This is a genomic window from Hamadaea sp. (genome assembly GCF_013362815.1).
Classification (GTDB): Bacteria; Actinomycetota; Actinomycetes; order Mycobacteriales; family Micromonosporaceae; genus Hamadaea.
This window is the reverse complement of record NZ_JABFVK010000013.1, coordinates 178,384-201,190: the sequence shown is the minus strand read 5'-3', so window position 1 is coordinate 201,190 and position 22,807 is coordinate 178,384. Positions and strand designations below refer to the sequence as shown.

The 22,807-nt window shown below is 67.9% G+C and carries 17 protein-coding genes; 7 read left to right on the top strand and 10 right to left on the bottom strand.

The genetic code is table 11. The features are described 5' to 3' along the window. Positions 1–30: 30 nt before the first annotated feature. From HOV77_RS05910 to HOV77_RS05895, 4 genes are all read right to left on the bottom strand, one after another. Positions 31–1,236 (bottom strand): PrsW family intramembrane metalloprotease, encoded by a 1,206-nt coding sequence (locus tag HOV77_RS05910; protein WP_290858637.1) that lies wholly within the window; start codon positions 1,234–1,236, stop codon positions 31–33. After that, on the bottom strand, positions 1,233–1,877 hold the full coding sequence (locus tag HOV77_RS05905; protein ID WP_290858635.1) for a hypothetical protein: 645 nt from the start codon (positions 1,875–1,877) through the stop codon (positions 1,233–1,235). Before HOV77_RS05905 ends, HOV77_RS05910 begins: the two co-directional genes overlap by 4 nt. A gap of 275 nt (positions 1,878–2,152) precedes the next feature. Next, positions 2,153–3,166: a DUF389 domain-containing protein gene (locus HOV77_RS05900; protein ID WP_290858633.1), complete on the bottom strand. Its 1,014-nt coding sequence runs from the start codon at positions 3,164–3,166 to the stop codon at positions 2,153–2,155. Positions 3,167–3,328: 162 nt separating this feature from the next. Further along, positions 3,329–3,883, bottom strand: a complete 555-nt coding sequence (locus tag HOV77_RS05895) for a hypothetical protein (RefSeq protein WP_290858630.1) — start codon at positions 3,881–3,883, stop codon at positions 3,329–3,331. A gap of 144 nt (positions 3,884–4,027) precedes the next feature. Here HOV77_RS05895 and HOV77_RS05890 point away from each other — a divergent pair, with 144 nt between their 5' ends. Both HOV77_RS05890 and HOV77_RS05885 read left to right on the top strand, forming a co-directional pair. Next, complete coding sequence (locus HOV77_RS05890) at positions 4,028–5,095, top strand: serine hydrolase domain-containing protein (RefSeq protein WP_290858624.1); 1,068 nt, start codon at positions 4,028–4,030, stop codon at positions 5,093–5,095. 148 nt (positions 5,096–5,243) lie between these two features. Further along, positions 5,244–6,545 carry a S1 family peptidase gene (locus HOV77_RS05885; protein WP_290858622.1) on the top strand — a complete coding sequence of 434 codons (1,302 nt, stop codon included), beginning with the start codon at positions 5,244–5,246 and terminating at the stop codon, positions 6,543–6,545. Between the two features lie 59 nt (positions 6,546–6,604). Here HOV77_RS05885 and HOV77_RS05880 read toward each other — a convergent pair whose 3' ends face one another. Beyond that, positions 6,605–6,985, bottom strand: a complete 381-nt coding sequence (locus HOV77_RS05880) for a hypothetical protein (RefSeq protein ID WP_290858620.1) — start codon at positions 6,983–6,985, stop codon at positions 6,605–6,607. Positions 6,986–7,169: 184 nt separating this feature from the next. On the opposite strand from HOV77_RS05880, the gene HOV77_RS05875 reads away from it, so the two are divergent. Continuing rightward, positions 7,170–8,567 carry a DUF1906 domain-containing protein gene (locus HOV77_RS05875; RefSeq protein ID WP_290858618.1) on the top strand — a complete coding sequence of 466 codons (1,398 nt, stop codon included), beginning with the start codon at positions 7,170–7,172 and terminating at the stop codon, positions 8,565–8,567. 143 nt (positions 8,568–8,710) lie between these two features. Here the strand turns inward: HOV77_RS05875 and HOV77_RS05870 are convergent, their stop codons facing one another. Both HOV77_RS05870 and HOV77_RS05865 read right to left on the bottom strand, forming a co-directional pair. Then, positions 8,711–9,256 (bottom strand): hypothetical protein, encoded by a 546-nt coding sequence (locus tag HOV77_RS05870; RefSeq protein WP_290858614.1) that lies wholly within the window; start codon positions 9,254–9,256, stop codon positions 8,711–8,713. A gap of 289 nt (positions 9,257–9,545) precedes the next feature. Continuing rightward, positions 9,546–14,087, bottom strand: a complete 4,542-nt coding sequence (locus HOV77_RS05865) for a GEVED domain-containing protein (RefSeq protein WP_290858607.1) — start codon at positions 14,085–14,087, stop codon at positions 9,546–9,548. A 183-nt stretch (positions 14,088–14,270) separates the two neighbouring features. Here HOV77_RS05865 and HOV77_RS05860 point away from each other — a divergent pair, with 183 nt between their 5' ends. Then, positions 14,271–14,594, top strand: a complete 324-nt coding sequence (locus HOV77_RS05860) for a hypothetical protein (protein ID WP_290858595.1) — start codon at positions 14,271–14,273, stop codon at positions 14,592–14,594. Between the two features lie 59 nt (positions 14,595–14,653). Here HOV77_RS05860 and HOV77_RS05855 read toward each other — a convergent pair whose 3' ends face one another. After that, positions 14,654–18,313 carry a S8 family serine peptidase gene (locus HOV77_RS05855; RefSeq protein WP_290858592.1) on the bottom strand — a complete coding sequence of 1,220 codons (3,660 nt, stop codon included), beginning with the start codon at positions 18,311–18,313 and terminating at the stop codon, positions 14,654–14,656. Positions 18,314–18,438: 125 nt separating this feature from the next. Here HOV77_RS05855 and HOV77_RS05850 point away from each other — a divergent pair, with 125 nt between their 5' ends. Together HOV77_RS05850 and HOV77_RS05845 are read left to right on the top strand one after the other, a co-directional pair. Further along, positions 18,439–19,419 (top strand): helix-turn-helix domain-containing protein, encoded by a 981-nt coding sequence (locus tag HOV77_RS05850; RefSeq protein WP_290858584.1) that lies wholly within the window; start codon positions 18,439–18,441, stop codon positions 19,417–19,419. 47 nt (positions 19,420–19,466) lie between these two features. Then, the gene (locus HOV77_RS05845; RefSeq protein WP_290858571.1) at positions 19,467–20,384 is read left to right on the top strand and encodes an ADP-ribosylglycohydrolase family protein; all 918 of its coding nucleotides are present in this window, start codon (positions 19,467–19,469) and stop codon (positions 20,382–20,384) included. A 71-nt stretch (positions 20,385–20,455) separates the two neighbouring features. Here HOV77_RS05845 and HOV77_RS05840 read toward each other — a convergent pair whose 3' ends face one another. Further along, positions 20,456–21,433, bottom strand: coding sequence for a hypothetical protein (locus tag HOV77_RS05840; RefSeq protein WP_290858565.1), 978 nt, complete (start codon positions 21,431–21,433; stop codon positions 20,456–20,458). A gap of 157 nt (positions 21,434–21,590) precedes the next feature. On the opposite strand from HOV77_RS05840, the gene HOV77_RS05835 reads away from it, so the two are divergent. Next, the gene (locus tag HOV77_RS05835; RefSeq protein ID WP_290858562.1) at positions 21,591–22,301 is read left to right on the top strand and encodes a helix-turn-helix domain-containing protein; all 711 of its coding nucleotides are present in this window, start codon (positions 21,591–21,593) and stop codon (positions 22,299–22,301) included. 97 nt (positions 22,302–22,398) lie between these two features. Here HOV77_RS05835 and HOV77_RS05830 read toward each other — a convergent pair whose 3' ends face one another. Beyond that, entirely contained in the window at positions 22,399–22,767 is a 369-nt protein-coding gene (locus HOV77_RS05830) for a hypothetical protein (protein WP_290858560.1), read from the bottom strand. Between the last annotated feature and the right edge of the window lie 40 nt (positions 22,768–22,807).

Sequence of the window (22,807 nt, the reverse complement as noted above, 5' to 3'; positions counted from 1 at the left end):
ACACTGGCTTCACGCCGACCCCGCCTACTACTACGAGTGGCCCGTAGGTGTCGTTCCAGACGGTACGCCGAATGGGAGTCGTTGGAGCTCGGCTCGGGCGAACAGAACCTGTTCGCTGTCGGTACCCGCGGCGGCGCCGAGTTGGTCGGCGAGGTCGTGGGCGGCTTCGAGCCGGTGACGCCGGGCACGACGGTTCGCGCGGCCCATTGCGGCCTTGCGATAAGCACGGCGTTGTTTCCAGCCGCCGGACAGAGCGTCGAGTTCCTCGGCGGTGATCACGCCGCTGTCGGCTTCGGGTCTCATGACGGCGCGCATGGCTTCGCGTTCGGGTTTGACGGTCAGGTGGAACACGGCGATCACGATCACGAACGCCACGATGATCTCGATGATCAGCAGCGCGATCATCAGACCGCCGTTGCCACCACTGAGTCCGGAGTTGGCGTCCCACACACCGTGCAGAATCATCGCGGTCGCGACGAGCCCGATGCCCAGGCCGATGCGGCGGCGTTGGGCGACGGTGCCGACGAGGTACACGACTCCGGCTCCGGCGATGGCCGAGTACAGGATGTGGGAGGTGAAGCCGGTCAGCAGCCGCAGCACGACGACATGCAGGGCGGTGGACACCTGTTGGGAGCCGAACTCCTCCGCTCCGGCATTCAGACCGTAGTAGATGTCTTCGATGATTTCGAACCCGAGGCCACAGAATGCGCCGAGGATGAACCCGTCGTAGGCGGTGCGGACCACACGGGGGGCGATGAACATCAGCAGCAGGATTCCGGCGGCTTTGCCGAACTCCTCGAAGATCGGCGCAGCCAGCCCCGCGCCCCAGTTCTGCTGAAACGTCGGGCCGAACAGTTTGCCGTAGAGGTCGAGCAGCGCACCGTTGCCCGACAGCGCGATCCCCCACGTCGCGGCGAACCCGCCCCATACGAAGGCGGCCACGACGAGTACGAGGGGCTGACGGGAGTAGCGGTCGATGCGGGCGGTGAACCACCAGAACAGCACCGCGTAGCAGGCGAATACCACAGCGCTGACGGTCAGAGCCGGTGCATAGAGCCGGATGCGCTGATTGAGCAGGCCGATCAGCGTCCATACGCCGTAGCTGACACCGATGAGGTAGACCCACGTGCAGGCGTTGCGCGGTTGCCACAGCGACACGGGCCGGCCCCAACCGGTCTGATCGATCGCCGCCTTGCGGGCGGCGACCGCCGCCGTGGGTTGCGAAACGGCCGTCATGATCCGCTCCTGTCGACGGGGCGTACAGACTGCAGCATCGCCGCGACCGGCTGGCTGAGCGTGTCCGGCAAGTTCGGCGGGCCGTAGAGCTGAATCTCCACACCGGTGTCGCCGAACACGAACGCGGCGACGAGACCGGTCTGGCCCAGGCCGTCATAGTGCGCGGCGACCCCATGCTGGCCCGCCGAGTTGGCGATGATGATCGGATCGCTGGTGACCTGGAAACCGGCCGCCGCACCCCGCAAGCCCTTGGCGTTGGTCTTGATCTGTTCCAGGAGTTGGGTGGGCGTGCCGTGGTAGGTGTCGGTGACGACCTCGAACACCAGACCCTGATAGGTCACCGCCGCCGTCTTCGGATACTCCCCAGCGGGAGTGTCCGGGCTCTGGCGCAGCCCCGCGGCAAGGTTGGCCCCCGCCACCGGCGTGAACTGCACCCCCGGCCCGACCTGCACGATCTCGCCCGCCTGGATCGGGTCGTCGACCTGCACCGACTTGTTGATCGCCGGCACGATCCAACCAGCGATCAGCACCAGCAAGACCACCAGCCCAGCGGGCAGCAGCGTACGCCGATCAAGGCCGAGCCACCGCCGCTCCACCGGCACCCAGTCCGCCTGCCACGCCGGACCCGCCTCGTCCGCCACCGAACACCACCCGCCCCCGCGACAATGTCCACCGCCGAGCCACCGTCTGCACTCGGACACGGCGATGCTCAGTTCAGAATCACGTACCTCGCTTGGACCAGGTGGGAGAACTGCAAATTCTCCATACCAGGCGGATCAAGAACGCGCCTCAATACGCGGAGCGTCGACTGAGCCCAAGGGGCATACGCCCGCCCGAGGACCGCCTCATTGCGAGCAGCAGGCGATAGCCCGTTCCTGGACTTCGATGTGGAGATCAGACGGATCCGATCCTCGGACTACGAACCGGCGACGATCACGCACGTTGTCTGCCGGGCCGAGCACAATCGAGTGTTGCCGCCGACGAGACGGATACGCAGATCGGTGCCGGCCAGTCCGGCGTCGTCCATGGCCTGACGCAGTGTCGCGGCGTCCAGTTCGGGCGGCAGGCCGAGCGCGGTCACGGTGACGACGCCGTTGCGGGCGTCGACCGACGCGATCTGCCAGTCGGCCGCCTGGGCCCAGCTCGCCGCGAGCGGCTTGACCTCGGCTTCGAGTCGTTCGTCGCGCGCCACGGCCAGACTGCCCGCCGTCAACGGGACGGCGACGAGGAGAATCAGCAGGCAGACGACGGCGAGGGTCGGCCCCCGGAGCCGTCCGACCGGGCGTCCCGCGGCTTCGGCCGCTCCGCGTACGCGATAGAGCAGGAACACGACGGTGCCGGTGGCGATGATCGCCGCAACGTTGGTGCCGAACAGCAGCGCCGATTCGGACGCGTCGTGATACCGGCCGACGTTGATCAGCAGACCGGTGACAGCCAACGGCGGCACCAGCGAGATGGCGATCGCCACGCCCGGCAGCGCGTCGGAGATGTCCGTGCGCACCAGTGCGAACGCGCCGACCGTGCCGGTGGCCAGGGCGGCGAGCAGGTCGATGAGCTTCGGGCTGATCCGGGACGACACCTGGCTGTTGGTCGCGAACGCGTCGGGCGGGGCAGCGAGGAATCCGATGAGGTACCCGATGACCACCACGGCGGCAGCACCCGCCAGCACCAGCAGCACGTTGCGTACGAGACGGCATCGGTCCGCCAGCACCAGCGCGAGCGCCGTGCCGAGAATCGGCGTCATCAGCGGCGCGACGATCATCGCGCCGATCACGGTGGCGGTCGAGTCGGCGACCACTCCGGCGGTGGCGATGATCGACGCCAAGATCAGCAACACCCAGAACCGGGTCGAGCTCGGGCTGTTCCAGGGCCGCCGAATGTAGAGGTTGGTCGTCATGCGCTCGACGGCCGCGGCGTCGACGGCTGCCACGATCGGACTCCCTCCGGACGCGCCGCCGCGCCCTTCATGCGGCGCGACCGCCGCTGCCACGGAACCCGATTATGCGACGAGGACGAGCCCGATATGCCGCGATCAGCTGATTTGCCTCGTCCGGCGGCTCGCGCACACCCCGGGCAGGAATGCACCGCCGGATCAGCGAGACGGTGGCGCGCTTCCCATCAAGTACATCGCCCACGGATCGGTGGCGTGCCGGGGAACCACGGTGACGGTCACTTGGACGCCGACGCCGGGGGTCAATCCGGCCGAGGCTGCCCAATTGTTCGGCCCGATGTCGAAGGCGCATGCGAACTCGGCATAGGTCCAGCTCCGGCAGGTCGTGAGGAGTCTGTCGCCGACGAACACGTCAAGTTCGATCGGCGCGCCGGTACGCACCGTGACCTCGATCGGCTTGTTCCACGTGAAGACGCCAGACCGTGGCTGTGTGGGATCCGGGGCCGAGGCGATCCACGGCTTGCCGCAGAACGCCTCCCTTGTCGGGTCCGGTGAAGAGGCGACGGGACGTGGCGGGAAGGAATACTCGTCCCAGGGCACGACGATGGACAGCCCGACGGCCACCCGGCTGCCGGTCGGCACCGGCGTAGCGCGGTGCGCGACGTCCGACTCATAGACATCGAGAGCCGTCTCCGCAATGGACACCGAGAGCTCAAGTTCTCCGTACCGCAGACCTGCCTGGCTCTGTCGTTCCACGCTCACAAGCGCGGAGATCGAGCCGGCGGTGCGACTGTCCAGTTGCTGAGCCCTTCCAGCGCGACGAACCCCGCGGCCAACCTTGCGAATATCTTGTACTCAGTCTAATATTCGTCTTAGTACAAGATCAGGGGAGGAACCATCATGTCGATCCAGAACCACCTCGACGAGCTCGTCGCTTCCGGCCAGGAGATCGGCGTACAGGTCGCCGCCTATGTGGACGGACAGCTCGTCGTCAACGCAGCCGCGGGTGTCACAGATCTCGACACCCGAACACCGGTCGACACCCGCACACTGTTTCCGTCGCATTCGGCCGGTAAGGGCGCAGCGGCGATTGTCGTGGCCACCCTCGTCGATCGCGGAGTCCTGGACTACGACGACCCGGTGGCCAAGTTCTGGCCGGAGTACGCCGCCAACGGCAAGGGCTCTACCACGCTCGGACATGTGCTCAGCCACCAGGCCGGTGTGCCGTACCTGCCCGCAGACATCACAGCCGAACAGCTCGTCGACGTACGCTCGGTCGCCGCCTGGCTGGCCGGACAGACGCCGGAATGGGAGCCTGGCACCGCCACTGGATACCACGGCTGGACCTACGGGCATCTGACCGCCGAAATCGTGCAACGGGCCGCCGGATGTTCCATCGAGGACGTTCTACGCGACGTCGCCGCGTCGGCGGGCGTGTCCGGCGAACTCTATTTCGGCCTTCCCGCAGATGTCCCGGCCGCCACCCTCTACGAGGGCAACTGGGCTGCGATGTTGCCTGGCCTGCCCCCGAACTTCCATCGCGTCGCGCCCCGTTTGGTGCTACCGGTGGCCGAGCTGACCAACCGCGAGCTCGTACGCAGCGCATGCCTGCCGGCCTCCGGCACGGTGACCGCCCACGGCCTGGCCACGCTGTACGCCAAGTTCATGACGGGCGAGCTGACCTCCCCGGGCGTCGTCGAACGGGCCACTCGGCAGCGCACCGCTGCCCCGGACCAAGTCTTCGGCGCGCCGATCCCGAAGGCGTACGGGTTCTTCCTCGGCAACCCGTTCTCCGACTGGGGCACCCGAACGACGATCTACGGTATGAACGGCTCCGGCGGCTCGGTCGGATTCGCCGACCCGGAACGCCGATTCGCCTTCGCCTTCACCCACAACCGTATGGTCGGGGGCGACCAGGAATCATTTCCGGCGTTGGTCAAGGTGATCCGCGCCGAGTACGACCTCTAGTTCCGGTAGTTCCAGCGGCCACCTGAGAAGTGCGCTCAGGTGGCCGCTTCCGAGGAGGGCGGATCCTTCTGCTGCGGGGACGGGTGACCGAAAATGCGCGCACCCGCCCGTGTAGATCTTGAGCCAAATCGTCAGGCATGCTCAGCCGATGCGGAAATCTCTCCCGTACGGTCTGGCCGTGGCGCTCGCCATGGCTGTGTTCACGGTCCCCACCTGGTCCGCTCCGGCCGCTGCCGCCGGCGATCAGCCCGCCACCTCGACCGCGGTCGAGGTCTTCACCACCGATCCTTACGTCGATCAGTCCACCGTCGCCCCTGAGGTCCAGCGGGCGTGGGACATCGCGATGGATCGGGCACGGGCGAACCCGACCGAATACGCGACGCCCTACATCTCCAACTCCGGCTACTTGGCGGTTCCCCTCAGCTACGCCGCCAGCGCCACCACCATGGACAAGGCCAGCCAGGCCATGTCCATCGACAGCTCGCCGCTCGACGAGACCAATGCTGGTACGCCGACCATGGTTTTCGTCTACCCGTCGGTGTATCGGGTGGCGCACAGTCACGCCGCCTTGGACGGCATCCTCGACACCGTGCTCGATCGGCGCGACATTCCGTCGTGGGATCTGCTGCGCGAGGCGTACCTGCAGCCGGACAAGAACCGCGTCGTGGTGACGGCGGCCGCGGTCGACGAAGCGCTGCGCGAGGGCCTGGCCACTGCGTACGGAACGAGCGCGATCGCGATCCAGCTGGTTCCCGGGCTCGTCGCACCGGAACGGGAGAGCCGCCAGTACGACAGCAGCCCATTCAAGGGCGGCGGCTACTTCTCGGGAGCCGAGGTCTGCAGCACCGGCTTCTCCTGGACGCACGAAGGGGTCTCCTACATCCTCACCGCCGGACACTGCACCTCCCTGAACGGCGAGGGCTGGACATGGAGCTACCACGTGGGCACAGTCGTCGAGGACACCTGGAACAACTCCACCGGATCGGTCCGCGTGCACGGCCAGAGCTACTACGTCGGCGACGCGTCGCTCGTGAAGCTCTACTCCTCCTACAGCTCATCGCCACGCGTGTTCAGTGGCGGGCCGACCTCGAGCACGACACGCGCGGTCGTCGGCCGCAGCACGGTCCCGACCAGCATGGGCACCAAGTTCTGCGTCAGCGGTAAGACCCAAGGCGAGGTCTGCGGGTTCACCGTCACCAGCTACGGCCTCGTCGTGCGCTGGTCCGACGGCACCACCATGCGCAACGCCATGCGCGGCAACAGCACCGGCAAATGTACGCGCGGTGGGGACTCCGGCGCTCCGGTGTACACGATCAAGACGGGCTCGTCGTCGGTCATCGCGCGAGGGGTCCACGCCGGAGGAAACGCCACCGACGGCAACTGCCGGGTGTACTTCAGCGACATCTACTACGTGGAGAAGGGTCTTCCCGGCATCGTGAAGCTGTCCTAACCATCCACCAGCGTCCCCTCGCAGCCCCGCAGGCGGTGAGGGGACGCTGGGGGGATGGGTTAGGGGGCTGTAGTGAATGCCGCCGTGGCGGGCTTCAGTACGAGCACGTCGTTCGCATCGTAGATCTTGCACCGCTCACTGATCGCGAACTGCTTGCCTCGGGCCAGCGTCGTGGCGAGACTCGGGCGGCGCAGCTGGTGTTCGGCCATCGTCTCGTTGTCGGTGAGGCTGGCGTTGTCGTCGTAGAAGTTGTAGATGTCCCAGGACAGCCCTGGCGCGCGTTCGCCGCGGCAACCTGCCTGGCTGCGTCCACCCACGGCACGAGGCGGGAGAACTGCGACGCCATGCCCTCGGGAGTACGCGACGAGGTCGCCGTCAAGTAGACCCAGCTCGATGGATACCTGGGACAGCGGTTCCGCCTCCAGCCTGCCGTCCCGCACTCAGGGCATTCAAGAATTGTTCAAGGACGATTCAAGCCTCGTACCCGACTCTGCCTGGCATGACACCGAACCTCCATTCGCGTTTGCCGGGCATGGTGGCGGTCGCTGCTGCGGCCGGCGCCGTCGACCACACTGGCAGAGCCCCAATGCTCCCTTCCACCCGCCTGGTAGAGGGCTGACGGCGATGACACACATCTCTCGCCGAGCGCTGCTGGGTGCCGCTGGGGCGACCGCACTCGGCACCGTAACGGGATTGTCGTTGGCTTCGCCAGCCCACGCCGCGACACGGCAAGGCATCGACTACTCCTGGGGCCGCCCCGATCCCAGCGCCATCGCCGCCGCCGGATACTCCTTCGTCTGCCGCTATGTCAGCTGGAGCACCACCGGCAAGAACCTCACCCGTAGCGAGGCCGACGCACTACGCGCTGCTGGTCTCGACATCGTCGTCAACTGGGAGTACTCGGCGAACGAGGCGCTGAACGGGTACTCCGCCGGCCTCGAGAACGCCAAGGAGGCGCAGCGCCAGGCGATCGCCTGCGGCATGCCGGCGGACCGGCCGATCTACTTCAGTGTCGACTTCGACGCCACCGAGGCGCAGCAGTCCGCCATCAACTCCTACTTCGACGGTGTGGCCTCGGTGCTCGGTCGCAGCCGCACCGGCGCCTACGGCGGTTACTACGTCATCGACCGTCTCTTCGACGCCGGCAAGATCACCTGGGGCTGGCAGACCTACGCCTGGTCCGGCGGCAGCTGGGACAGCCGGGCACAGTTACGCCAGGTGCAGAACGGCATCACCGTCGACGGCGCCGACTGCGACCGCAACGAGGCGCGCTCCACGGACTTCGGCCAATGGGGCGGGCAACCACGCGGCACTGCCAAGATCTACGGCTTCCTCAGCGATGGCAAGATGACGTACACCGCGGTTGACGTGGCGAGCGGTGATCGAACGCACGGTGCCGTCGTCTCCGCGAGTTCGATCGGTTTCGCACCCAAGGCCATGGCGACGCTCAACTTCAGCACCGTCTTGGTCACGAGCAACTTCGGAAACCTGTACCGGATCAACGTGATCACCAACAACGACGAGCTCGTGTTCGAGAGACCGGCGTATCTGGGTTCCGGCTGGACGCACGACCTGCTGGCCTACGACGGTGACGGGTCGTTGTTCGGCATCGCCGACGGCGTCCTTCGGCGCTACACAGTCAGCGCCGCCAAACCCGAGGCCGGTGACATCACGAACAACACCAAAATCGACAGCGGCTTCACCCTCAAGACCCTTACCACGACCGGACCGGACTGGATCCTCGGCACCGCGAGCGACGGCCGCCTCCTCTCCTACAAGATCAACGGCGCGGGGAGCTGGAAGGGCTACGAGTTGAAGTCCTCCACGTGGAATGTCTTCGACAACCTGCTCTCGCCCGGCGGTGGTGTCTATTTCGGGCACCGACCGGAGGGCTCATTGTTCCGCTACATCGATACCAACCCGTTCAACGGCAGCGGATCCGACATCACCGGCGCAGGTGCCGTCGACACCTCCGGCTGGACCCAATACCTCCTGTCCGCCCAGCCCGGAACGGTCGCCTGATCCTCGACGCCAAACGCCGAACGCCAAACGGCGACGGGTCGGACCACCATCCCTGTGGTCCGACTCGTCGCCAGCCGGGATCCGGGCTGCCTGATACAGGGGCTGTCGCATCCGGCTGCTCCCCGGCCGACGAAACAGCAGTCTCAGCCGGTGAAGACCCAGGTGGACGCACCCGTGTAGCCCTGCAACCCGCCAGGCTGCGAACAGGCCAGGAAGTCGGCGAGCGGGATGACGTTGACTTGGTTCAGCACAGCACCTGCGGCGACGCCGCTCGTGACGGTGCCGGTGACGGTGAAGACGACGACGCTGGCCAGCTGCTGCGCGACGTAACTGTAGGTCCACGTGCTGGTCAGCGTGGTGCCGCCGTTCCAATAGAGAACCTCGGTGCCGACGCCGTCGTCCAGCAGGGTTCCGCAGGACTGGGTCGCGGTGCCGCTGAACGGGCCGACGAACGAGTGCAGGTACGGGTGGGTCACGCTGATGCAGGAGGTCGCACGGTCCTCGCCGGTGTAGGACACCGTCTGGTCGCTGTACGTCAGACCGGGCGAGAAGGCGAGTTCGACTTCGCCGGTGCAGTTTATGACCGTCGTGTTCGCCGAGGCGGGCACCGCCAGACCGGTGACCACCAGAGCGGCGGCCGCAGCCGCGACAGCCAGCCGGGACCACGCCCGGCGCGGAGTGAATGCCATATCCAGTTTCTCCTTTCGGCACTGAGCCACGTATCGACTCAGCGAGAAACGACATCGATGCCGGTTACCGTCGGAGCCTGGTGGCCTTCGGTCGGCTCGTCCAGGTGCCGTGCCACGCTACGGAACGCCGCGGCCGCGCGGGCGAATGCGCGCGTGATGTCGTTCCGCGTCGCGGACCGAGTCCTCGTCCGGCTCGGGCGGCATCGACTGGACCAACAGCGGCACCAGCCCGTCCCACTTCACCTTCACCGCAGGTGTCGGGTTCCGTCCGGCGCCGTGTCCATCGTGCTCAGCTAGCGGCACAACGCCGTCGACCAATTGCGGCGAGGAAGGCTCCGACCAGGATCAGGGCGGCTCCGGACTGCGCGAGGCCGAGGACGTCGTCACCGGTGTCGCTCAACTGGTCGGGCCGGTCCGCGTACTGGGACGGCGGCGTGCCGGGGATGTCCCAGACGTAATCCTCGACTTCACCCGCCCCGCCGAAGCCGATCGGGCTGATCGCCGGAGTCAGCTCCAGCCGCGCCATCGACTCGACCGAAGGCAGGTCGCCGAACAACCGCAGCCGCAGCCGGAGCACCTGCCCACCTGTGATGTGCGTGGGCCAGGTCAGCGTGAAGGTCGCGGCACTCGTTCCGGCGGGGACGACGACCTGCTGCGCCTCGACGCTATCCAGGTCGGTGTCCGCGTCGAAGTCCACCCAACCGGCCAGGACCGCCTCGGTCGACGCAAGGTTGGTGGCACGGACGTCCACGCTCAGCTGGTCACTGCCCGCGGTCGCGCCGCGTACCGCCACGACACCGTCGTCCTGATCGCCGTCGGCCTGCACCGACGGTCGGCCATCGGAGTCTGCCGTGATGCCCGCGCCCAGGCGCAAGGTCGCGACGATCCGGTGGTACGCCCCACCAGTGGCCCGAGTCGTCTGGTAGCTGTCGGGCTGATCGCCGAAGTCCAGGCGCGGCGCGTCGACCACTGTGGTGCAGCCGTCACCGGGGTCGGCCGGCGCGCAGCCGGAGCCGGGCGGGCCGGTGACCGCGTTGATCAGCTTGTCGTCCCCGGCGGGCAGCGGGTTGCCGACGGTCACGGAGTACGTGACGGTGATCGTCGACCCGGCCGGGACATCACCGGTCCACGACAAGGTCGGCTGGGCATAGGAAGCATGCCCCGAATCTGCGGAGGCGTCGTCGTCGTAGACCGCGTCGTCGAGTACGCCGGACAGGTCGTCGGAGATCGCGTACGCGGGATAGGCGGCCTTGCCGGAATTGGTGATGCGCACGGTGTAGGTGACGATCTGGCCGGGACCGGCGTGCGTACGGTCGGCGGTCTTGGCCACCGCGACGTCGGCCCGTGGCACTCGTTCCCGGCACGCCGGATCACTGGAACCGTTGGCGCAGTTGGATCCCGGCGGTCCAGTGACCACATTGGTCAGTATGCGATCACCGGCATCCGGGTCATCGACGGTCACCGAGTAGGTGATCGTGACCGTAGCGCCCGCCGCGACGTCGCCCGTCCAGGTCAGCGTCGGCGCTTCGAAGGCGACCTTCCCGGCGTCGGCAGCCACGTCGCCGTTGTACGCCGCGTCGTCGAGCACGTTCGTGAGGTCGTCGGCGACTTCGGCCGCCGGGTACGCAGCCGTGCCGATGTTGCTGATCGTCACGGTGTACTTGACGATGCCTCCGGGGTCGAGCGGGCCGAGCGCCGGGCCGTCGCTCGACTTCGCGATGCGCAGTTCGGCGACGGGGAGGTTCGGCGTACCGCAGAGGGAGTTCTGCGCGCAGTTCGACGGGCCGGGACCCACCACGCCGTTGGCCAGGAGACCGTCCCCGCCGCCGGTGACCGTTACGCTGTACGTGATCGTCACCGTCGCACCCGCCGCCACGTCACCCGACCAGCTCAGGGTGGGCCGTTCGTACGCGGCCTTGCCGCCGTCGGCGGTCACGTCGCCGTTGTAGCCGGCGTCGTCGAGCACTCGGCTCAGGTCGTCCGTTACCGCAGCTCCGGCGTACGCCGCGGTGCCGGGGTTGGCCACGGTGATCGTGTAGGTGACGGTCGCCCCCGGCGTCAGCGGAGTCGCCGATGCATGGGCCGACTTGCCGACCACGAGGTCGGCGACGTTCACCGTGGTGGAACAGGCGGGGTCGGCAGGCTCCGCCGGGCAGTTGGACCCGGGCGGCCCGGTCACGATATTGCCGAGCACATGGTCCCCGGGGACCGGCTGCCGGACCTTGACGGAGTACTTGACGGTCACGGTCGCACCGGCGAGCACGTCGCCGGTCCAGGTCAGCGTGGGCTGCTCGTACGCCGTCTTCCCGCTGTCGGCGGTCACGTCGCCGTTGTAGACCGCGTCGTCGAGGACGCCGCTGAGGTTGTCGGTGACCTGCGCGTCGGGATAGGCTGCCCCGGTGTTGGTCACGGTGACCGTGTACGTGACGACGTCGCCGGGCTTCGCGGTGGTGGTGTTCGCCGACTTGTGGATCGTCAGTGCCGCGGCTTTCGGCTGGGCGGAGCAGGCCGGATCGGCCGAGCCCGGCAGGCAGTTCGAGCCGGGCGGGCCGGTCACGACGTTGCCCAGCTTGCCGTCGCCGCTGAGCGGATTCTTCACCGTCACGGTGTAGGTGATCGTGACGGTCGCGTCGACGGCGACGTCCCCAGTCCACGACAGAACCGGGCTCGCGAACGTGGCCTCGCCCGACGAGACGACGGCGTCGCCGTTGTAGGAGGCGTCGTCCAGTACGCCGGACAGGTCGTCGGTGACCGTCGTCTTCGCATAGTCCACTCCGCCGGTGTTGGCGATGGTGACCTGGTAGGTGACGGTCGTTCCGGGGATCACGGGTGTCGCTGACGCCGTGGCCGACTTGCGGACGTCCAGTCGCGGCACGCCGAGCGACACCGTGCACTGTGGATCGTCCGAGCCGGGCTCGCAGTTCGAGCCGGGTGGCCCGGTCACCACGTTCTTCAGCGTACGGTCGCCACCGGTCGCGTTGACGACGACCGAGTACGTGATCGTGACCGGGGTACCGGCGGTGACGTCGCCCTTCCAAGTCAACGTCGGGCTGTCAAAGCCGACCGCACCACCCGAGGCGGCGGCACTGGAGAAGGCCGCATCGTCGAGTACGCCGCCCAGGTCGTCGGTGACGGTCACCGCGGTGGCGGTGCCGATCCCGGTGTTCGTGACGGTCAGCGTGTAGGTGATCTTCTGCCCCGGCTGGACCGGTGTCGTGGCGTCGGCGGTCTTGACGATCTTCAGCTTCGCCGGGCCGACGGTCGTGGTGCAGCCCGGCTCGGTCCCAGTAGGACAGTTCGACTCGTCCGATCCGGTCACCTGATTGGTCAGTACGCCGTCCCCGCTGCCGGGATCGTGCAGGGTGATGGAGTACGTGATCGTGGTGGAGCCGCCGACCGGCAACGTGTGCGCCCAGAGCAGCTTCGGTTCGGCGTACGCGGGCTTCCCCGTTCCAGCGACCGCGTCCCCGTTGTAAGACGCGTCGTCCAGTACGCCGGACAGGTCATCGGCCACCGTGGCGTCGACCGGCACCCGCCCGGTGTTGGTGACCGTCACGGTGTAGGTGACCTTCTCCCCCGGCTGCACGGCGGTTCCCGACGGCGGGGAGGAAACCTTGCTGATGGCGTACGAAGGATCGTCGAACAGCACCGTCGCGCAGTCGGGCGGATTCACCCCGACGAGCTCGGACGTGTTGGCGGCACAGTTGCGATAAGTGCCCTTCGGCGCGGTGACGCCGACGCTCAGCGTGCACGACGCCTGGTCCTCCTTCAGATCCCCGGCCAGCCCGACCGACGCTCCCCCGGCGGTCGCCGTCACCTTCCCGTTGGCGCAGGTCGTCGAGGTGGTCAGGGGCGCGGCCACGGTCATCCCGGCGGGCAGCGCGTCGGTGAACGACCAGCCGGGCTTGGCCAGCAGGTCCGAGGTGTTCGTGATCGTGAAGGTCAGCGTGGTGGTCCCGCCGGAGGCGACCGCCGCCGGGCTGAACGCCTTGTCGATCTGCGGCGTGACGTCCACCAGCTCGATGTCGTCGAACGCCGCGTCGTTGCCGGTGCCGCTGCCGTTGCCGTTCGTCATCCGGATGCCGACTTCGTTCCCGGTGAACAATAGTGGCTTGTCGGCGTACCCGCGCACGGCCTTCGCCGTCCCGGCGACGTCGGAGGTGTAGCTCTTGGCATCAGGGTCGGTGCACGGGTTCACCGGCTTGGCGGTCACCGACGTCGCGGCGGAGCCGTTCAGCAACGAGAAGCTCAACTTCGGCGCAGACACCGAGCAGTTGACCGCGACGGAATTGACCGAGAACGTCAGGAACCGGTTCGACGCAGTGAGCGGGATGGGCTTGTCGGTCTCGAACTCCACGCTGCCGGCCGCGGGCGCGGTCCAGGTGAACGCGGCAACCGCGTGATTGGCGTTCGAGTCGGCCGAACCGTTGAACTCGCCCAGCACGTCCGCCAAATCGCGAATCTGGTTCCAGAACTTCGTGCTGTTGCCGCAGTCGGCGATGCCCGGCTTGTACGCGTCCGAAGTCGAGCTGTCGTCCAGCACCCAGCCGTTGCACCCCTTGAGCCAGCCGGCGTCCGCCGTGTAGGTCTGGCTCAGCGGCGCGGCTCCGGTGTACGCGGTGAGCCGGATCGGGGTGTCGGCCGGATCGTGCTCGAAGTCCTCGGCGTACATGACGATCGGGTCCTGCGGTACGCCGGGCGTACCGGCCGCGCGGGCGACCCGCCCGTGGCGGGACGAGGCCGCCGACGCCGGAACCATCGGAATGACGGAGAGCAGCAGGCCGAAAGCAAGAGCAGCCCGGACGGCCGGACGTAGGAAACGCAAGGACACGTAGATGATCTACCAGACCCCGGCCCGGCATCCCGGGCATAACACGCTGGCGAAACTACAATTCGTAATCGGCCAACTACTGAGAGTTCCTTAAGACGCCGTTCCGTGACCCGGAACGACGTCTTGCCGCACATTGAGCCGGGTGTTTACGTCGATGTTTCGAGCAACCTGAAGGAGTAGCCCATGGGATCCACCAGACAGCGCACAGTACGCCTCACGCTCGCGGCGGCGCTGGCCACGGCCGCAAGCGCCGTCTTCATCGCGGCACCGGCCCATGCGGCCCTGCGCGACTATCTCTGCGACACCGTGACGGTCCTCGGATCGACGGGCACCGGAGCCGGGAACTGCGTACCGCTGAACGGAGCTCCGGCGGTAGGCACAGTCGCCGGCGAGTTCACCGTTCACGGGCGCGACACCGAGAAGTTCTTCTGCGGGACGCCGGAGAGCCTGCTCTCCGGCATCGCGCTGACTCCCGTCTCGGTCACCTGCCTGGAGCGGCAGACGTAGGTGCGCGTCCGTGAGCCGGGGCCGGTTGAGGGGGCAACCGGCCCCGGCGAGAACGGCCCCTACCGAACCCCGTACGCGCGGATGACGTCCTGCGCGACGGTCCAGCCGTCCGCAGTAGTCGCCGCCGTCCGCAGCGAGACGAATCCCGCCTGCTTCGGCAGTTTGAGGTCGCCCTCCCAACCGCCGGACCGCTGGGTCAACGTGACCGGTGTCCAGGTGGCACCGTCGTCGTAGGACACCTGAAGCGTCACCGTCGTCACGGGGCCACCGTCGACTCCCCCGCCGAGCTGCGGACCTGCTTCCAGCCGGATGTGCTGCGTACTGCCCGCGTTGACGTCGCCGTGCAGGTCGGCAGGCAGGTCGTAATCGAGCTCCGGCAGCGCCAACGGCGTATTGGCGGTCGTCGTGCCGGAGGTGAAGGACCACTCGGTGTGCGTACGCGTCGACAGCCGCCAGATGTCGGCCGGGCGGGACGCGTCGTGCACCAGCCGGAAGGCGCGTACGCCGGACGGAACGGTGACGTTCTGCAGCGCGCTCGACGAGGACTGCCGGATCAGGGTGTCGCCCTGATAGAGCTTCAGGCTCTCCGGAACCGTCCCGCCCAGGGTGCCGCCGTGGTCGATGACCTCCCCCGATGCCGTCCAAGCTTGGACGTTGAAGGTCATGCGGTCCACGGTCCGGGCGTTGCGGACCGAGAAGCCCTGCCCGAACGACGGGTGCACAGCCGGTTTGAACCAGTCGAGCACCGTCCGCGTCCCCTGGGCGTACGCGTTGAGGTTGGCGCGGTCTTCCCAGACTCCCGCCTGGGTGTGCCCCTCGTGCCAGGTCACGGCGGGTGTCACCCATTCGGTGCGGGTGCCCGGGTAGTACTCGCGCTCCTCGAGTCCGGCCGACGGCGTGAACGTCATGTCGTACCGGAATCCCTGGCCGAGCACGTCCGCCACGGCGTGGTAGCGGGCGTCGATGCGGGCCAGCTCGTCCTGCGTCGGCGCGTACGTGAGATCCCGGTCCGGCACCTGCCCGGCGTACGTGCGCAGCAGGTCGTAGACGTAACTCGCGTACGGCGTCAGCTTGACGTTCAGCCGCAGCGTTCCCGCCTCCGCGAGACGAATCAGCGCCGCGCCGGTGTCGCGATGCACCACGACGACCGGGATCGGTGACGCGCCGACGCTCTCATTCAGGTTTCCGACCCCGTCGTTGACGACCACGAGCAGCTTCGCTCCGGCGGCTGCGGCCGCTGCGACGCGAGCAGCCGGCGTGACCGCGTCGGTGCGGTCGACAATCGCCGCCTTGCCGGTGACGTCGAGGCCGGCGTAGTCGGCGGACGCGCCGCGGTGTGCGTACAAGATGGGAAGATTTGCCTGACTCGCGGAGAGCGTGCTGCCCGACTGGATCGTGGCCTCGATGCCCGGCACGCCCGAGGCCGCGAGCGTGACCTGCGGTTCGCCCTGCCGCCAGCGGGTGGCGAGGGTGAACGCGGCCCTGCTGGTCGCGGGCGTGGGCGTCAGGTAGAGGTCGTCGACCGTGGCGGCGGTGAGGAACGACTCGCGGAACTGGCCGCCCTCGCCGTAACGCACCTGGTAGTCGAGGCGGCGCTGACGGTTCGCGGTCTGCTGCGGCGCGTGCGCGTCGACCAGCCGCGCGGTCCGCGCGTCCAGCACCACCTCGGCCGACGCGGTCAGCGAGACCTCCGGCGCGACCATCAAGACCTTGCCGAGCCGGTCCGGCGCCTCACCTGGAACATCGAGATACGTCTCCGCGGTGTAGGTGCCCGGCGCGAGGCGCAAGGTCCGCTCACCGTCGACCAGATAGCTGCCCGGCGATGTCCCGCCGGCCTTGTTGAGGACCACGTAGGAAGAGACCGGCCGTCCGTCCCGGCCGATGACCTTCAGCTTCAGGTCATATCGCTCAGCCTCTTTGAGCAAGGCCAGACTGGTACGCGTGACGGCGATCCCGGTCGACGCATCGGTGCCGACGAGGTAAGCGCCGTTGGTCGTGCCGACCCCTGCCGCCTGTGGGTCGCCGGTGACGGTGACGGACGCCGAGCCCCCGGCGGGGACGGTCACGGACGGGCTGCTGATCGAGTAGGGCGTGGTCCCGGCGATGGCTAGCGTGAGAGTGACATCGGTGTCGCCGGAGTTGGTGAAGGTGACCGGTTTGCCCACCGGCGCGTCGGAGCTTTCGTGAGGCCAGGTGAAGTTGTCGAGGAACACCGATCCGGTGGCCTGGACCGTACGCGTGATCGCGGCGGCGACGTCGACCCGGCCGGTCCCCACCTGATACGGCGAGTACGCCAGCCCCTTGCTGCTGCTCATCAGCGCGTCCTTGAGCCGGGCGGCCGACCAGTCCGGATGACGCTGGGCCAGGATCGCGGCCGCCCCGGCGACGTGCGGAGTGGCCATCGACGTGCCGCTGATCGTGCGGTACCAGCCGCTGCCGGAGGTCATCTGCTGCGAACGGGCAGCGGTGATGTCGACGCCGGGCGCGGAAATATCCGGCTTGATGGCTCCCGTGATCGTGAGCGGACCAGTGCTGGAGAAGCTCGCGAGGCGGTCCTTCTTGTCGACCGCGCCGACGGTGAGCGCGGCGGCGGCCGCGCCCGGGGCGGCGATGGTCTCGGGCCCGGCGTTGCCCGACGCGATGACGAACAGGCTGCCGTACTGCTCGGTCAGCGTGTTCACCGCCATGGACATCGGATCGGAACCGTCCGAGGGCAGCGAGTCGCCCAGGCTCATGCTGACGACGTCCGCGCCCGACTCGGCGGCCCACTGCATACCCGCGATGACCCAGGAGTCCTGCCCGAAGCCTTCGGCCCCGCCGAGAACCTTGCCGAAGATCAGGTCTGCGCCCGGCGCGACTCCCTTGTAGACACCGCCCGAGGCGGCTCCGGTGCCGACGATGGTCGACACGACGTGCGTGCCGTGGCCGTTGACGTCCGAGGTGTCCTCGCCCGGCACGAAGCTGACCTTCTCGTCGATCTGACCGGCGAGGTCCGGGTGGGTCACGTCGACACCGGTATCGAGCACGGCGACCTTGACGCCCTTGCCGTCGTACCCGGCGGCCCACGCGGTCGGCGCGCCGATCTGCGGCACGCTCTCCTTCAGATCCGCTTGTACGCGGCCGTCCAGCCAGACCTTGGCCAGCCCGCCCTTCAGCACACCGTCACCGGCGATCGCCGTCCAGAACGCGCGCGTCTGCGACTTCGGGGCGGCCAACGCAGCACCGCTGACGCTGGGCAGCTGGCGGACGAGGCGGCTGCCCTTCGGCGCTCCCCGGCTCGTGTCGGTGCTCGCTTTGCCGGCGGTTAGAGCCGCTGGCGTCGGCGCGTACGCCGCGATCAGCGGAACTTCGACCGTGTGCGCGTCGTCGTAGCCCATCTCGATCAGGTCGCTGACGTCGAACAGCCGCCGGTCGAGCCGGCCCGCGTCGATCAGGGGCACCGCCTCGTCGGGGAGCACGTAGAGGTCGTCGTCGAGCTGCTGGAGGCGTACGCCGCCGGTCGCCCCGTCCGGCCGGGTGATCTCCGCCGTCTGCGCGCCACCGGCCAGCGTCGTCACCCTCACGACGTCACCGGTCACCAGGGTCACCGTGCTCGCCTCCGTTGTCGCGAGCGCGGGCGTTTCCGGGTCGCCGGCTGCGGGCGTACCCGGGGCGGCGAGGGCCGCGGCGGCCATGAGCGCGGCGAAGCCGAACGACCACGCTCGCGGGAATCTGGACATGCCCTTGCCTTTCGAGGGGAACCACCGGGTCGGCAAGACGCTTTCACGTCCGGCGTACGCTGCTCAATGGCGGATACGTGCCATGACACATCTCCGCCATTTTCCTGATCACCGGGAAGGTGCCGATGTTCGATGTCCTGGGCCTGTCGTCGCTCGAGGAGCGTGCGTACCGCCGCCTGCTCGCACTGGCCTCGGCGGCATCGGACCACCTGGCCACAGCGATTCAGGCGGACCCGGCCGCCGTCGGCGAGGCACTCACCCTGCTGGAAGAAAAGGGGCTGGTCGCCCGGTCCACCGCGACGCCCAGCCACTATGTCGCCGCACCACCCGACGTCGCCCTCGGTTCGCTCATCGTCCAGCGGCAGGACGACATCGGGCGCGCCCAGCTGGAGATCATGCGCCTGGCCGAGCAGTACCGGACCGAGGCAGCCGCCCGCTCGGACGTCGACGTGGTGGACGTCGTACGCGGACGGCAGGCCATCGCCCAGCGCTTCGCCCAGCTCCAGCGCTCGGCCAAGACCGAGGTACGCGCACTGCTCAAACCGGCCGAAGCGGTCGTCTCCGCCGAGGAGAACACCGACGAGGACATCGCCCTCGAACGCGGCGTACGCTACCGCGTCGTCGTCGACCGGGCCGCCTTCGCCGACCCCCGGTTCGTCGAGCGCGCCGCCGACTCCCTCCGCCTCGGCGAAACGATCCGCGTCACCGGCGAAGTCCCGCTACGCATGGTGATCGCCGACCACTCGTTGGCGTTGCTGCCGCTGCTCACCGGAGCCGGGCAGCGCGAATCGGGGGCGTTGCTGATCCATCCGAGCGGGCTTCTGGATGCCCTGATCACCTTGTTCGAGCTGGTCTGGGCCCAGGCGAACGAGATCCTGCCCAGCCCCACCGGCATCACCGAACTCGCCGCCCAGGACATCGACGAAACCGACGCCCGCATCCTCGGGCTGCTCCTCGCCGGGATCACCGACCAGGCCATCGGCAGCCAGCTCGGCAAGTCTCTGCGTACCGTGCAACGCCGCATCGGCAGCCTCATGGAGCGGACCGGCGCGGTGACTCGCTTCCAGCTAGGTCACGAAGCCGCGCGCCGGGGCTGGATCGGCTGATAGTTCGGTTGCCCCGGCCGACGTTTCCGGCCAGGATGGTCGGCACGATGAGAGTTGTTCTACACGAGGGGACGCGGCTCAATTACGCCGCAGACAGTTTGGCCGGCCTTTCGGTCGGCGATGCGCTTGGAGCCCAGTTTTTCATGGTCGGCCGCCGGGTCGACGATCTGCTGAACGGCATCACGCCGCCTCCGGTCTGGGAATGGACCGACGACACCGAGATGGCGTGCTCCGTCTTCTGGCTGCTGCAGGAGAAGCAGCAGATCGATCAGGATCTGCTCGCCGAGGTCTTCGCCGAACGCTGCGAACCCAATCGCGGCTACGGCGTCGGCGCGTTCGTCATCCTGCACAGCATTCGCAAGGGGGTGCCGTGGCGAGATGCCGCGGCGGCGGCCTTCGACGGTCAAGGTTCGTGCGGCAACGGCGCAGCGATGCGGGTCGCGCCGCTGGGTGCGTACCACGTGGGTGAACCGGAGCGAGCCGCCGCGCAGGCCGCGCTGTCCGCGGAAGTCACCCACGCGCACGCCGAGGGGGTGGCTGGGGCCGTCGCGGTCGCGGTGGCCGCGAGTGTCGCGGCCTCCGGTCGAGTTTCAGGGGTACGCACGAAGCCGGGCCCGTTCCTGGACGCGGTGCTGGCGCTGACCCCGGAAAGCACGGTACGCAAAGGCATCGCGCGAGCGAGGCGCATGCTGCACCTGTCGCCGGACGAGGTCGCTTACGAGCTCGGCAACGGCAATTTGGTGACCGCGCAGGACACCGTGCCTTTCACGTTGTGGGCGGCGGCGAAGCACCTCGACGATTACGCCGAGACGATCCGCACCTGCGTACGCGTCGGCGGCGACATCGACACGACCGCCGCGATCGCGGGTGGCGTCGTCGCGTCCTACACGGGAGTCGACGGTATTCCGGCCGACTGGCTGTCGGCGCGGGAACCGCTGCCGACCTGGCTCAACGAAGCGGTTTGACACCCTTCGCAGCTGTGAAGCGGACGGGAGCGCGGACGTCGCAGTCGACGTCCGCGCTCGAGTACGAGGGATCACCCGCGGGCGGTAGGCGGTAGGAGGACCAGCTGCCGATGGCGCGCGACGGCCAATACCGTTGCGGCGCCGACGATTGCGATGACGGCGACCGTTCCGAAGCCCAGCAGTGTCGCGGCGTCCGGATGGATCAGCGACTGTCCCCGCCCGGCCTGCCAGATCAGGACCGCGAGCAGTCCGGCGTACGCCAGCCCGGCGACGGTCAGCAGCCGCCCCTGCACGAGCTCGTCTCGCAAGGCGGGAACCTTGCGGGCGAGCCGGCCGACGAGGAAGGCGGTCAGCAGCAGGACGTGGATTCCGTGGAGGCCGACGAAATGCGGTACGCGGAAGTCGCCGCCGGTGACGCTCCAGTTGGTCAGGAACATCCCGTGGCCGTCGAGATCGCCGATCCCGTGTCCTTGATACATGGTGATTTCGTCGCCGTTGGCGTCGACGACGATGCGCTGGCGCACGTTGGTGATCATCCACCAGACCGGGACGAGCATGCCGACCGTGGCGAGGCCGATTCCGTACCGGACTGCTCGGGTGAGCGGCTTGCTGAGGGAACGCTGCGCCAGCACTACCCCGGCGATGACCAGCTGGGCGATGAGGATCGCCGCGACACCGTAGGTGAACAGCTGAGTCATCGCCACGGTCACGGAGTCGGCGAAGTTGGCGTTGAAATGGCTGAAGGTTCCCCGCGCGGCTTGCACCGTGATGCCCGCGACCTCCAGTGTCGCAGCGATCGCGAAGACGGTCCCGGTCCACCAGCCGAGCCGACGGGCCTTGTGCAGCTTGGTCAGCAGCCAGGCCAGCACGCCGGAGTACAGGGTGAACGCCAGCCCGAACTTCAGCGGCTTCACCCAGACCGACTCGCCCAGCAGCACCCGGTCATCGATGACCAGACCGGCGACGGAAACGGCGACAAGCCCGAGCATGAGGGTCACGTTGATCATCAGTGGACGGTGCCAGGTGCGGAAGGGTGTCGATGCGTTCATGTCTCACAAGGTAGGTTGCGTTCAGCCTTCAGGCAATGCTGAATCGTCCACTGTGCAACATATCAGCAGCGTGCCTATGTTTAATCGTTGCAACGACATGCCGCCTAATGCATCGACGGCGTTGCTATCACTCGACTGCGAGGGCATACTTTTCCGCATGCCCGGAGAACGGCTCACTCTGCAGGATCGGCGCCGGATCGCAGCCGGCCTCGCCAGCCGCCAGGGATTCGCAGAAATCGCCCGCGAGCTGCATCGTCCGACTTCGACGGTCACGCGAGAAGTGCAACGCAACGGTGGCGCTCGCGCGTACCGAGCCGATCAGGCGCACCGCACGGCCGGCACTCGCGCCAAACGGCGATCCGCAAGTACGCCACAGGCGCCGAACGCGGATGCGACGTCGTTCGGGCGCGACCCCGAGGCGGTCCGTGCCTTCCGCCAACAACTCACCGAGGTGAGCATGCAAACCGGGTTGAGCCGCGTGGCTGCCGGAATCCTGGCCTGTCTGTACACGACCGACAGCGGCAGTCTCACTGCCGCCGAGCTCGTCGCCCAGCTCAGTGTCAGCCCAGCCACGATCTCCAAGGCGATCGGCGATCTGGAGCAGGCGCAACTCACTCGGCGTGAACGCGAACCCGGTGCCCGGCACGATCGGTATCACGTCAACGGCGATGTCTGGCACAAGTCGTGGATCGCCAGCGCACAGCAGAACATCGCGCTGGCCCGATTCGCCGCTCAGGGTGCGGCCGTCCTAGGCCCGGAGACCCCGGCCGGAGCGCGCCTGAGCGACACCAGCGATCTCCTCGATTATCTGGGCACGACGATGCTCGCGGCGGCCGAGGACTGGCACCGACGCCGAGCGGAGGGATGAGGCGCCGGACGATCGGAAGCCGTCGCGGCTCTGACGACTGCCACGCAAGGCGCTGTGGATGGTGCCGCATCGCACCATCCACAGCAGCCGGGATGCGTTATGCGTAGGGGTTGTAGATGTACTGCGTGGTGAAGACTCCGCTGTACAGGTAATACATGATGAAGACGGCCTGGATGTTGGCGTAACTACAGTTCATGCTCTCCGAGTAAGAGCGGGTGATGCCGTCGGAGTAGTTGCGGTGCAGCGGGGTCGACGTGCAGCCGTACCGGCCGTTTCCCACCCAGTAGATGCCCTGGGTCTCGTAGCCGGGACCGGCGCTCCAGCCGTAGACGTGGCCGCTGATGCTGACGCTGTGTCCGTTGTAGAACGTCACGGTGCCCCAGACGTCGCCTCCCGGATTCTGGAAGGAGATGCTGGTGGACGCGGACGCCGGGGCGGCGGTGACCGTCACTCCGAGAGTTGCCATCAGTGCCACTATGAGCGCGCTGACTAGTGTGCGTGCGGCG